General features: G+C 62.3%; 10 protein-coding genes and 3 tRNA genes. All 13 read right to left on the reverse strand.

Features of this window, described 5'->3' with window-relative positions; genetic code table 11:
• Window positions 1-5: 5 nt before the first annotated feature.
• The 13 genes from QQL85_RS13315 to QQL85_RS13375 all read right to left on the reverse strand — a co-directional run bounded on the left by QQL85_RS13315 (window position 6) and on the right by QQL85_RS13375 (window position 12,826).
• A tRNA-Arg gene (locus QQL85_RS13315) sits at window positions 6-82 on the reverse strand.
• Between the two features lie 71 nt (window positions 83-153).
• Window positions 154-230, reverse strand: a tRNA-Arg gene (locus QQL85_RS13320).
• 106 nt (window positions 231-336) lie between these two features.
• Window positions 337-427: transfer RNA gene (locus QQL85_RS13325), tRNA-Ser, on the reverse strand.
• A 72-nt stretch (window positions 428-499) separates the two neighbouring features.
• Entirely contained in the window at window positions 500-688 is a 189-nt protein-coding gene (csrA, locus tag QQL85_RS13330) for a carbon storage regulator CsrA (protein ID WP_003254503.1), read from the reverse strand.
• 167 nt (window positions 689-855) lie between these two features.
• A complete protein-coding gene (locus QQL85_RS13335) occupies window positions 856-2,091 on the reverse strand; it encodes an aspartate kinase (protein WP_284354041.1) in 1,236 nt (411 codons plus the stop codon).
• A gap of 84 nt (window positions 2,092-2,175) precedes the next feature.
• Window positions 2,176-4,800, reverse strand: a complete 2,625-nt coding sequence (gene alaS, locus QQL85_RS13340; protein ID WP_284354042.1) for an alanine--tRNA ligase — start codon at window positions 4,798-4,800, stop codon at window positions 2,176-2,178.
• A gap of 383 nt (window positions 4,801-5,183) precedes the next feature.
• Window positions 5,184-6,191, reverse strand: a complete 1,008-nt coding sequence (gene astE, locus QQL85_RS13345; protein WP_119369188.1) for a succinylglutamate desuccinylase — start codon at window positions 6,189-6,191, stop codon at window positions 5,184-5,186.
• A gap of 10 nt (window positions 6,192-6,201) precedes the next feature.
• Entirely contained in the window at window positions 6,202-6,492 is a 291-nt protein-coding gene (locus QQL85_RS13350) for a topoisomerase II (RefSeq protein WP_003256592.1), read from the reverse strand.
• A gap of 14 nt (window positions 6,493-6,506) precedes the next feature.
• Window positions 6,507-7,856: an N-succinylarginine dihydrolase gene (astB, locus tag QQL85_RS13355; RefSeq protein WP_284354043.1), complete on the reverse strand. Its 1,350-nt coding sequence runs from the start codon at window positions 7,854-7,856 to the stop codon at window positions 6,507-6,509.
• Window positions 7,857-7,879: 23 nt separating this feature from the next.
• Window positions 7,880-9,343 (reverse strand): succinylglutamate-semialdehyde dehydrogenase, encoded by a 1,464-nt coding sequence (gene astD / locus QQL85_RS13360; RefSeq protein ID WP_284354044.1) that lies wholly within the window; start codon window positions 9,341-9,343, stop codon window positions 7,880-7,882.
• A complete protein-coding gene (gene astA / locus QQL85_RS13365) occupies window positions 9,344-10,372 on the reverse strand; it encodes an arginine N-succinyltransferase (RefSeq protein ID WP_284354045.1) in 1,029 nt (342 codons plus the stop codon).
• 78 nt (window positions 10,373-10,450) lie between these two features.
• On the reverse strand, window positions 10,451-11,470 hold the full coding sequence (gene aruF / locus QQL85_RS13370; protein ID WP_284354046.1) for an arginine/ornithine succinyltransferase subunit alpha: 1,020 nt from the start codon (window positions 11,468-11,470) through the stop codon (window positions 10,451-10,453).
• A gap of 135 nt (window positions 11,471-11,605) precedes the next feature.
• Window positions 11,606-12,826, reverse strand: a complete 1,221-nt coding sequence (locus QQL85_RS13375; RefSeq protein WP_284354047.1) for an aspartate aminotransferase family protein — start codon at window positions 12,824-12,826, stop codon at window positions 11,606-11,608.
• Window positions 12,827-12,914: the final 88 nt, after the last annotated feature.

Consider the following 12,914-nt stretch of genomic DNA (forward strand, 5'->3'; position numbering starts at 1 on the left):
GAAAGTGGCGGACTCAGCAGGATTCGAACCTGCGACCGCTCGGTTCGTAGCCGAGTACTCTATCCAGCTGAGCTATGAGTCCGCGATTGGCAGTTTTAGACCAGATACCGCTGGTTGATTGAAGCAGCCTTGCAAACAAAGCCACTTCAAAAGTGGCGGACTCAGCAGGATTCGAACCTGCGACCGCTCGGTTCGTAGCCGAGTACTCTATCCAGCTGAGCTATGAGTCCGTGTCTTGCCGCGCATTATAGGTCGCTGAAACATTTTTGCAAGAACGTTTTCGTTTAAAATCAACTACTTAGCGTTCTTACCGCTTACAGCGCCCTACGCAAATAATGGCGGTGAAGGGGGGATTCGAACCCCCGATACCCTTATGAGGTATACTCCCTTAGCAGGGGAGCGCCTTCGGCCACTCGGCCACCTCACCGCAACACGAGGCGAATATTAAAGAACCTCTTTCACCTTTGCAACCCTTTTTTTGAAAAAAACTTCAAAAAAATTAAAGGCTTGGCTCTTCATCCTTCTCCTTCTTGATCCGCAGGTAGATTTCCTCGCGGTGAACAGCCACTTCTTTCGGGGCGCTGACGCCAATACGCACCTGGTTGCCTTTGACGCCAAGCACCGTCACGGTGATCTCGCCGTCTCCAATGATCAGGCTCTCGGCGCACCGACGAGTCAGAATCAACATAGCTTTCTCCTTACGCAAAACATTCAGGGGTAACAGTCTTGGGTGTCAGGGCCGGTCGTGGACGACGACCTGGCCCGGGTTGCGCGCCACACAGGGCAGGACAGGGCCTGCGTGGCGAGCAGAAACGCGAAGGGCGCGGCACCAGCCGCGCCCTTCCAGGCAGCGCCTTACTCGCCCTGTCGGGCAGGAGCGTCGAGCTCGAACGCGGTGTGCAGCGCGCGTACGGCCAGCTCCAGGTACTTCTCTTCAATCACCACCGAGACCTTGATCTCGGACGTGGAGATCATCTGGATGTTGATGCTCTCCTTGGCCAGGGCTTCGAACATGCGGCTGGCAACACCGGCGTGCGAACGCATGCCGACGCCAACGATCGAGACCTTGGCGATCTTGGTGTCGCCGATCACTTCACGGGCACCGATTTCGCGGGCGGTGTTTTCCAGCACGCTTTGCGCCTTCTCGTACTCGTTGCGGTGTACGGTGAAGGTGAAGTCGGTGGTGTTATCGTGCGCAACGTTCTGCACGATCATGTCCACTTCGATGTTCGAAGCGCTGATCGGGCCGAGGATCTTGAAGGCCACGCCCGGGGTGTCCGGCACGCCGCGAATGGTCAGCTTGGCTTCATCACGGTTGAAGGCGATACCGGAAATGATCGGCTGTTCCATGGATTCCTCTTCATCAATGGTAATGAGGGTACCCGGACCCTCTTTGAAGCTGTGCAGCACGCGCAGCGGAACGTTGTACTTGCCGGCGAACTCCACCGAACGGATCTGCAGCACCTTGGAACCGAGGCTGGCCATTTCCAGCATCTCTTCGAAGGTGATCTTCTCCAGGCGCTGAGCCTGCGGCACGACGCGTGGGTCGGTGGTGTAGACGCCATCGACGTCGGTGTAGATCTGGCACTCGTCAGCCTTCAGCGCCGCCGCCAGGGCCACACCGGTGGTGTCGGAGCCGCCACGGCCCAAGGTAGTGATGCTGCCGTGCTCGTCCACACCCTGGAAGCCGGCAACCACGACCACACGGCCTTCCTTGAGGTCGGCGCGAATCTTCTGGTCGTCGATCTGCAGGATACGCGCCTTGTTGTGCGAGCTGTCGGTGAGGATGCGCACCTGGTTGCCGGTGTAGGACACCGCTGGCACACCACGCTTGATCAAGGCCATGGTCAGCAGGGCGATGGTGACCTGCTCACCGGTCGACACGATCACATCCAGTTCACGCGGAACCGGCTGATCGGTGATCTGCTTGGCCAGGTCGATCAGGCGATTGGTTTCACCGCTCATGGCCGACAACACAACCACCAGGTCGTCGCCCGCCTCACGGTGCTTCTTGACCTTTTCGGCTACCTGCTCGATCCGCTCGATGGAACCGACAGAGGTGCCGCCAAATTTCTGTACGATCAACGCCATTTCAATGGTGCCTCAGCCCATACAGGGCCCCAAAAAACAATCCAACATGAAGGGGTGGACGACTAGACCATCCACCCCTTCATCTCAAAGTCCCTGCTCTGCGAATGGCACGGCCAGCGCCAGGGCCTGGTCCAGTGCAGCGACGTCGACGCCACCACCTTGGGCCATGTCCGGACGGCCACCGCCCTTGCCACCCACCGCCGCAGCGGCTTGTTTCATCAGATCGCCAGCCTTGAGTTGGCTGGAGAGGTCCTTGGTCACGCCGGCCACCAGCACGACCTTGCCCTCATGCTCGCTGCCCAGCAGGATCACTGCGTGGCCGAGCTTGTTCTTCAGCTGATCGACCAGGGCCAACAGGGCCTTGCCGTCCTGCCCATCCAGGCGAGCGGCAAGTACCTTGGCACCCTTGACCTCAACGGCCGCGTTGGAGAGATCGTCCCCGGCGGCGCTGGCGGCCTTGGCCTGCAGCTGTTCCAGCTGCTTCTCCAGCTGGCGGTTGCGCTCAAGCACAGCCGACAGCTTGTCGATCAGGTTGTCGCGGTTACCCTTGACCAGTTGCGCGGCCTCCTTGACCTGCTCTTCGGCAGCGTTCAGGTAGGCCAGCGCAGCCGCGCCGGTAACCGCTTCGATACGGCGCACGCCAGAGGCCACGCCGCCTTCGCTGATGATCTTGAACAGGCTGATGTCACCGGTGCGCTTGGCGTGGATACCGCCGCACAGTTCCACCGAGAAATCACCGCCCATGCTCAACACACGCACGGTGTCGCCATACTTCTCACCGAACAGCGCCATGGCACCTTTGGCCTTGGCGGTTTCGATGTCGGTCAGTTCGGTTTCCACGGCAGTGTTCTTGCGCACTTCGCGGTTGACGATGTCTTCCAGTTGCTTGATCTGCTCTGGCTTCAGCGCCTCGAAGTGGCTGAAGTCGAAACGCAGGCGCTGGCTGTCGACCAAAGAGCCCTTCTGCTGTACATGCTCACCCAGTACCTGGCGCAGCGCTTCGTGCAGCAGGTGGGTGGCGGAGTGGTTCAGCGAGGTGGCGTGCTGCACATCGGCATCGACCTTGGCCTCGACCGGCGAACCGATCACCAGCGCGCCGCTGGCGACCACGCCGTGGTGCAGGAAGGCACCGCCAGTCTTGGTGGTGTCGCGCACGTCGAAGCGCGCTGCGCCGGCCTGCAGGAAGCCGGTGTCACCCACCTGGCCACCCGATTCGGCGTAGAACGGCGTGCGGTCGAGCACGACCACGCCCTGCTCGCCTTCACCCAACTGGTCGACGGCCTGGCCGTCTTTGTACAGGGCGATGATCTTGCCCTGGCCTTCGGTGGCGTCGTAGCCGAGGAATTCGGTGGCGCTGTCGACCTTGACCACACTGTTGTAGTCCATGCCGAAGGCGCTCGCGGAACGCGCACGCTCACGCTGGGCGTCCATCTCGCGCTCGAAGCCGGCTTCGTCGATGGTCAGCTCGCGCTCACGGGCGATGTCGGCGGTCAGGTCCATCGGGAAGCCGTAGGTGTCGTACAGTTTGAACACCACGTCACCCGGTACCACGTCGCCTTTCAGTTGGGCCAGGTCCTGCTCGAGGATGCGCAGGCCCTGCTCCAGGGTCTTGGCGAACTGCTCTTCTTCAGCCTTGAGCACGCGCTCGATGTGCGCTTGCTGGCTCTTCAGCTCCGGGAAGGCTTCGCCCATTTCGGCGGCCAGTGCGGCAACGATCTGGTAGAAGAAGCTGCCCTTGGCACCCAGCTTGTTGCCGTGGCGGCAGGCGCGACGAATGATGCGGCGCAGCACATAGCCACGGCCTTCATTGGACGGCAGCACACCGTCGGCGATCAGGAAACCGCACGAGCGGATGTGGTCGGCTACCACTTTCAGCGAAGCCTGGCCGTCGTTGCTGCAACCGATGGCCTTGGCAGCGGCTGCCAGCAGGTTCTGGAACAGGTCGATCTCGTAGTTCGAGTGCACATGCTGCAGCACGGCACTGACACGCTCCAGGCCCATGCCGGTGTCGACCGACGGCGCTGGCAGCGGGTGCAGCACGCCGTCGGCGGTGCGGTTGAACTGCATGAACACGTTGTTCCAGATCTCGATGTAGCGGTCGCCGTCTTCTTCTGGCGAGCCGGGTGGGCCGCCCCAGATGTCCGCGCCGTGGTCGTAGAAGATCTCGGTGCACGGGCCGCACGGGCCAGTGTCACCCATGGTCCAGAAGTTGTCGGAGGCGTACGGGGCGCCTTTGTTGTCGCCGATGCGCACCATGCGCTCTTCCGGCACGCCGACTTCCTTGGTCCAGATGTCGTAGGCTTCGTCGTCAGTGGCGTAGACGGTGACCCAGAGCTTTTCCTTGGGCAGGTTCAGCCATTTGTCCGAGGTCAGGAAGGTCCAGGCGAAGGTGATGGCATCGCGCTTGAAATAGTCGCCGAAGCTGAAGTTGCCCAGCATTTCGAAGAAGGTGTGGTGACGCGCGGTGTAACCGACGTTTTCCAGGTCGTTGTGCTTACCGCCGGCGCGCACGCACTTCTGGCTGCTGACAGCACGGGTGTAGGCGCGCTTCTCCGCACCGAGGAAGCAGTCCTTGAACTGGTTCATGCCGGCATTGGTGAACAGCAGGGTCGGGTCGTTGTTCGGAATCAGCGAACTGGAGGCGACTCGGGTATGTCCCTGCTCTTCGAAGAAGCGAAGGAAGGCTTCACGGATTTCTGCGCTTTTCATAGGTTCTTCCACGGAAACGGCGGCCCACTTGGGCAAACACGTCGACGAAACGACGGCAAAGGGCCGCATTATATCGGTCCTGCAATCTCGATGCAGTGTGTTTATACGATAGAAACCGTCGTTTGAACGGTTTTTCGGGCTATGCAAACGAAAATGACATGACCGGATGCTAAATCCTGCCTTTCGCCACTGGCAAGCCAATTACCGCTGATGGGGAGGGAAAATGGAACAGGCGGTGAATTAAAAGGTTTTCATCATGGATGGGATCCGAAACCGAGTCGCCTTCCTCGCGGGTAAACCCGCTCCCAGAGGTACTTCAACACGTTCAGGCATTGCACATAACCGGTGGGAGCGGGTTTACCCGCGAAGCAGGCGCCGCGGTCTCAGCCCAGGCGCTGCCCGGAATCCGGCACGATCAAAATGCCAGCCCGCAAGCCATTCTTGACCTTGGGATTGGGGAAGATGATCCGCGCCCCCTCCTCCTCGACCACCCAGCGCGTCTCGGCCAGGTCTTCGGCCAGCAGGTAGCCCTTGCTCAGCTCGGAGAAGTTCTCGATGTCCGCAGGCAGGTGCAGGTGGAAGCTGTCGCTGTGCTTGATGATTTCGCGGGACACACTGAACAGCTGCAGGCCATCCAGCGAACCCTCGCCCTCTGGCTCGGTCGCCTCGATGATGCGGATCAGCCGCTCTTCCAGCTTGTCGAGGTTGACCTGCTCGTTCTGGCCGAACGGGCGGGCCTTGCCCAACTCCAGCGTAAAGGCTTCGGCATCCAGTTGCTCGTAGGTGAAGGCGCTGAAGGTGATGGAAGATTTGCTTTGCAGCAGCACCGCCTCCATGCCGGCCGCCGCCAGGCGCGCCAGTTCACGGCGGGAATGCTTGCGCCCCTCTTTATAGGGGTACAAGGCGAATTGCTCGATCTTCGAACCGCGGATGGCGGTATGCAGGTCGTAATGCAGGCGGCTGCGCCCCGGCTTGCTGAAGAACACTCGGGCGAACTGCTCCAGCTCTGCAGCACGCAACGCCTCAAAGCCGCTGGACAGCTCATGGCGACCATTGAACAGGCGGTTGATGTCCTGCTCGATGAAGCGCTCACCCTTGCGGATGGCCGCCGGGTTGCCGAACAGGAACAGCAGCCGCGCCTTTGGCTTGATCTTGCCGTTGGCCACGCCGTGCAGCAGCCGCTCAAGCAATTCGATGGGTGCTGTTTCGTTGCCATGGATGCCGGCGGACAACAGCAAGTCCAGCCCGCAATCCTCGTTCTCGGCAGGGCGTACTTCAAGCGCGCCCTCCCCCAGCCAGCGCAAACGCGCGCCCTTGGGTGTCACTTGGGTCTTCTCGGCCGGTTCGTGATCGGTGAGGGTCAGCTCAAGCAATTTGCCAAGGGCGAGCATAGGGGCTTCCTTAGTGGTGGTGGCCGCAGTCAGGGCCATGGACGTGATCGTCGTCTTCGCCAACCTCGGCCGGCTCCATTTCCAGCTGAAGGCTGACCAGGTTGGTGGCCATCGGGCGCAGCAGCAGGTTGGCGTACTCGGTGTCGTCTTCCTCGACATCCACACCGATCAGCAGCTGGCCACGGCCGTCCTGCTGAATCCATACTTCCTTGCCTTGCCAAACCACGGCAAAACGGGTGCAGGAGGTTTCCAGCTGGGTGCCGTCTTCATCTTCGAGGATCAGGCGCAGGGCGTCGGTCATTGCAAAGTCTCTCTTCAAGGTTGTCGTTGGAACGGATACACCGAGCCCAACTTCAGGATCTGGGTCAATTCGTCCAGTGCCGTACGGCATTCCACCAGCAGTTGCGGGTCGACCAGGTCCGCATCGCTCAGGCGATCGCGGTAATGCTTGTCGACCCACTGCACCAGGGTGTCGTACAGCGGGGCGGTCATGATAACGCCTTGGTTGACCGCTGCCAGTTCCGATTCCTTCAACGCCACACGCAGACGCAGGCAAGCTGGGCCACCACCGTTCTGCATACTCTGCTTGAGGTCAAACACCTTGACCTCCTTCACCGGGCCACCGTGGCTGATCAGCTGACTCAGGTAGGCCCAGACCCGCTCGTTGTTGCGGCACTCTTCCGGCACCACCAGCAGCATGGAACCGTCGTCGCGGCTGAGTAGCTGGCTGTTGAACAGGTAGGAACGCACCGCGTCCTCCACCGCCACCGCCGCCCGTGGCACACAGATGGCCTGGAAGTTGCCACCCTTGCTGGCCAGTTTAGCTCGCAGCTGGCCAAGCACTGCGTCAGTCTCGAGGAAGGCGTCCTCGTGATAGAACAGCACCTCGCCGTTGCCCACCGAAATCACATCATTGTGGAACACACCCTGGTCGATCACCGCCGGGTTCTGTTGAGCGTAGACCACACCGTCATCGCTCAGCCCATGCAGCCGTGCGACCGCCTGCGAGGCCTCCAGCGTTTGCCGGGCCGGGTACTTCTGCGGCGCAGGGTAACGACTGTCGAAGGCACTGCGGCCATAAACGAAGAACTCCACACCAGCCTCGCCATAGGCTCGGCAGAAGCGCGTGTGGTTGGCCGCGCCCTCGTCACCGAACTGTGCCACGGCAGGCAACGCCGCGTGATGGGCAAAGTGTTTCTCGTTGTTGAACATGGCACCCAGCACGCGACTGGTAGTCGGATGCTCGATGCTGCGGTGGTACTTGCAGTTCAGGTTGGCCGCGGTGAAATGCACGCGGCCATCCGCCGTGTCGGCACTGGGGCTGACCGTGGCGGCGTTGGCCACCCACATGCTCGACGCCGAGCAACTGGCCACCAACAGCGGCATCGCTTCTTTGGCCGCACGCTGGATCACCTCGGCATCACTGCCGCTGAAGCCCAGGCGGCGCAGCGCGGCCACATCCGGGCGCTCCTGCGGCGCCAGCACACCTTGCTTGAAGCCCAGGTCGGCCAGCGCCTTCATTTTTGCCAGGCCCTGGCGCGCGGCTTCACGTGGGTTGGAACCCTGCTGGCTGTTGCTCTGCGAAGCCACGTTGCCGTAGGACAGGCCGCCATAGTTGTGGGTAGGCCCCACCAGGCCATCAAAATTCACTTCGTAGGATTTCATCGGCTAGGCTCCGTGACCTGTTGTTATAGGGTGACGCCCGGCGTCAACGTCGCCGGCAAGGCAAGGCTGGCGGTCTCCAGCGAAGCCACGGGGTAAGCGCAATAGTCAGCCGCGTAATAGGCACTGGCGCGATGGTTGCCACTGGCACCCACGCCACCGAACGGCGCGCTGCTGGCAGCACCGGTCAGCTGCTTGTTCCAGTTGACGATACCGGCACGGCTGCGCAGCCAGAAGTACTGGTAGCGGGCGCGGGAATCGGACAACAACCCGGCGGCCAAGCCGTACTGGGTGTTGTTGGCTTCCTCGATGGCCGCATCGAAATCGGTGTAACGGATGACTTGTAGCAGCGGGCCGAAGAACTCTTCGTCCGGGCGCCCGGCCACGCCGGTGACATCGACGATGCCCGGGGTCAGCAGCGCGGCATCGGCCTGCGGCTGGGTCATTTCCAGCAGCTTCACGCCACCTTTGCCGACCAGCTCGGCCTGCGCCGCCATCAGCGCCCGTGCTGCCTGCAGCGAAATCACCGAGCCCATGAACGGCGCCGGTTGCTCATCGAACGCACCCACCGTGATGGTTTTGCACACCTCGACCAGGCGCGCGATCAGCGCATCACCCCAGGCGCCTTGCGGCACCAACAGTCGCCGTGCACAGGTGCAGCGCTGGCCGGCCGAAATGAACGCCGACTGGATAATGGTGTACACCGCCGCGTCGATGTCCTTGACCTCGTCCACCACCAGCGGGTTGTTGCCCCCCATTTCCAAGGCCAGAATCTTGTCCGGGCGGCCGGCGAATTGCTGGTGCAGCAGGTTGCCGGTGCGGCTGGAACCGGTGAAAAACAAGCCATCGATACCCGGGTTGGCGGCCAGCGCCACACCGGTTTCGCGTGCGCCTTGCACCAGGTTCAGCACACCCGCCGGCAAGCCAGCGGCGATCCAGCAATTGACGGTCAGCTCGGCCACCTTGGGGGTCAGCTCGCTGGGCTTGAACACCACGCAATTACCCGCCAACAGCGCTGGCACAATGTGGCCGTTAGGCAGGTGGCCTGGGAAGTTGTAAGGGCCGAACACCGCCACCACACCGTGGGGCTTGTGCCGCAACACGGCCGTGGCATCGGCCAGCGGGCCGCTCTTTTCACCAGTGCGCTCGCGGTAGCTTTGCACCGAAATCGCCACCTTGTTGATCATGCTGGTGACTTCGGTCGCCGATTCCCACAGCGGCTTGCCGGTTTCCTCGCCAATGCACTGGGCCATGGCTTCGGCATGCGCTTTCAACTGCGCAGCGAACTTCTCCAGCACATCGATGCGCGCATCCAGGCTCAATTGCGCCCAGGCCGGGAAAGCCCGGCGCGCGGCCTGCACGGCAGCGTCCACCTGGCTGGCGTCGGCACCCTGCCCTTGCCAGATCACGGCCTGGGTCACCGGGTTCAGCGATTGCAGGGTTTCGCCCTGGCCGGTCTGCCAACTGCCTGCGATGAAATGCGTGGTCATTTATTGGGCCTCCCGGCTAGCCGACAGCGGCACCGCACGCACATTGTCGCCGGCGCCCATGCGCAGGCGCTTGGCGGTCAACGGGTCGACCACCAGGGTACCGGCGGCCAGCCGCGCAGGTGCAGCGGTAATGCGGCAGTCGTCGCGCTTGCGGTTGTGGATGATGTACGGGGTGGCGTCATCGCCCGGCGTGCCCACGGCCAGCACCAGGGTCTGGCTCTCGCGCACGGCGCGGATCTTGGCGGTGTCGCATTCGATGGCGGGGCCGGCGTCGAAGATGTCGACGTAGCCCTGATAGTTGAAGCCTTCCTGCTTGAGCATGGCCAGCGCCGGCTCGGTGTCTTTATGCACGCGGCCGATCACGTCGCGCGCCGCCTCGGACAGGAAGCAGGTGTAAAGCGGGAATTTGGGCATCAGCTCGGCGATGAACGACTTGTTGCCCACGCCAGTGAGGTAGTCGGCCTGGCTGAACTCCATCTTGAAGAAGTGCCGGCCCAGGCTTTCCCAGAACGGCGAACGCCCCTGCTCGTCAGACATGCCACGCATTTCGGCAATGATCTTCTTGCCGAACAGCTCCGGGAACTCGGCAATGAACAGCATGCGCGCGCGCGACAGCAGGCGGCCATTGAGGCCAGAACGGTAGTCACTGCGCAAGAACAGCGAGCACAGCTCGGAGTTGCCGGTCAGGTCGTTGGCCAGGAACAGCGTGGGGATTTCGCGGTAGATCTTCAGCTCCTGCGAGGCGCTGACGGTCAGGCCGACCCGGTAGTTGTACCAAGGCTCGCGCAGGCCGACGGCACCGGCGATGGCACTGATGCCGACCACCAGGCCTTCGTCATTTTCCAGCACGAACAGGTAGTCGGTGTCACCACGCTCGGCCTCGCCGCGGAAGCTCTTTTCCGCCCAGCCAACGCGTTGCCCCAGGCGCTCTTCGTTGGCCGGCAGCGTGGTCAGCCCGGTGGTGCCGGTGCTGCGTGCCAATTCGATCAACGCAGGCAAATCGCTGCTGCGTACAGGACGAACGATCATGCTATCTCCTTGTGCGGCGGCGTCGGCCGGCGCGAAACTCTTCTAACGCATCAATCCCGAAACGTCTGTTGCCAGACCTCAGACCGCGACCAGGCGAACGCTGGCACCCTCACCCACACCCAGCGCGTCGGCCGCCGCCACGCTCAAGCTGACCGGCTTGCCGGGCACCCAGTCGAGATCCAGCAGCACCGCGCGGTAATCCTGCAACTGGCCGTTGCACACCAGGTACGGGCGCCCGCCCTTGGCTTGGGCTTCCTCGATCTTTACCGGCACCACCCGGCTCTGGGCGATCGAGCGAATGCCCGAGGTACGCGCATGCAGGGTCGGGCCACCGTCGAAGATGTCGATGTAATGCTCGGTTTCGAAGCCCTCGCGCATGAGGATGTCGAAAGTGATCTGTGCACGCGGGTGCACCTGGCCCATGGCCTCCTGCGCCTCATCGGGCAGCAGCGGCACATAGATCGGGTAGTGCGGCATCAGCTCGGCGAGGAACGTACGGCTCTTCAGGCCACACAGGCGCTCGGCGTCGGAATAGTTGAGGTCGAAGAAATTACGGCCAATGGCATCCCAGAACGGCGACTCGCCATTCTCGTCGCTGTAGCCGACGATCTCGGTCACGACCGAGTCGGCGAAACGCTCCGGATGCGCCGCCATGAACAGCAGGCGACCGCGCGAATTGAGTTCGGCCCAGCCACTGTTCACCAGTTCCGGCAATACATAGAAGCTGGTCAGCAGGCTGTTACCGGTCAAGTCATGACACAGCGACAGCACATGGATCTTGTTGTGGATCTTCAGCTCGCGCGAGGCATGTACGAAGGTTTCGTTACGAAAACTGTAGAACGGCTCGGAGTAGCCTGCCGACGCGACAATGGCCGAGCAGCCGGCCAACTTGCCGGTTCTGCTGTCTTCGAGCACGAAGAAGTAGCTTTCCTCGCCGTTGAAGCTGACCTCGGCGGCGAAAGAAGTCTCGGAAGCGGCGATCTTGTCGCCCAGGCGAGCAGCGTCGTCCGGCAGCGAGGTGACACCAATGGGGCTGTCTGCAGCCATGCGCTGCACTTCGTTCAGATCAGCCATTTGCGCGGGGCGCATCACCAGCATGGTGTCACTCCTTTGGAATACGGACCGCTCACGGCGGCACGGAAAAACGGCAGATGCACGGGCATCTGCACTGGAATCGGGTATCGCCGGCCCGGTTCAGCCATGGCTGGGGCCGGCGAGAAGGCCGCAGGCGGATCAGCCTTTGGTCAGTGTGGCCACGGCGCGCTCGAAGCGCTCCAGGCCTTCATCGATGTCGGCGTCTTCAACGACCAGGCTTGGCGCAAAGCGGACCACGTCCGGGCCGGCCTGCAGCACCATCACACCCTCTTTCTCGGCAGCGTTGAGCACGTCCTTGGCCTTGCCTTGCCAGGCTTCGGTCAGCACGCAGCCCAGCAGCAGGCCAACGCCACGTACCTGGCTGAACAGGTTGTACTTCTGGCCAATTTGTTCCAGGCGGGTTTTGAAGCGTGTGTGCTTGGCCTTGATGCCGGCCAGGGTTTCAGGCGTGTTGACCACATCCAGCACCGCGCAGGCAACGGCGCAGCCCAGCGGGTTGCCGCCGTAGGTGGTGCCGTGGGTGCCGACTGCCAGGTGCTTGGCCAGCTCGGCGGTGGTCAGCATGGCGCCGATCGGGAAGCCGCCGCCCAGGCTCTTGGCGCTGGTCAGGATGTCTGGCGTCACGCCGTAGTGCTGGTAGGCATACAGCGAGCCGGTACGGCCCACGCCGGTCTGCACTTCGTCGAAGATCAGCAGAGCGTTGTGCTCGTCACACAGTTTGCGCGCGCCTTCCAGGTAGGCCAGGTCGGCCGGCACCACGCCGCTTTCGCCCTGGATCGGCTCGATCACCACGGCGCAGGTCTTGTCGGAAATCTGTGCCTTCAGTGCTTCCAGATCATTGTAAGGCACATGGCTGATGCCGGTGATCTTCGGGCCAAAGCCGTCGGAGTACTTCGGCTGGCCACCGACACTAACGGTGAACAGGGTGCGACCATGAAAACTGTTCACGGTGGCGATGATTTCGTGCTTTTCCGGGCCGAAGCGGTCATGGGCGACACGACGGGCCAGCTTGAAGGCAGCCTCGTTGGACTCCGCGCCGGAGTTGCAGAAGAACGCCCGGTCGGCAAAGGTGGCATCCACCAGCTTGTGGGCCAGGCGCAGGGCCGGCTCGTTGGTGAACACGTTCGAGACGTGCCAGAGGGTGTTGGCCTGCTCGGTCAGGGCCTTGACCAGTGCCGGGTGGCAGTGGCCCAGGGCATTAACCGCGATGCCACCGGCAAAGTCGATCAGCTCGCGACCCGACTGATCCCAAACGCGGGAACCCTCGCCTCGCACAGGAATGAACGCCGCCGGAGAATAGTTGGGAACCATGACCTGGTCGAAATCGGCACGTTGCACCGGGGCTTGCTCAACGGACATCTGAGTCTCCTGAAGAGGAACGCTGGCCTGGAAGTGGCGAGCGATGGGGGGATTGTAAGGACTGATCCGCGCCTGTCCTTGCGGCCAA

The organism is Pseudomonas putida, from assembly GCF_030159595.1.
Classification (GTDB): domain Bacteria; phylum Pseudomonadota; class Gammaproteobacteria; order Pseudomonadales; family Pseudomonadaceae; genus Aquipseudomonas; species Aquipseudomonas putida_AC.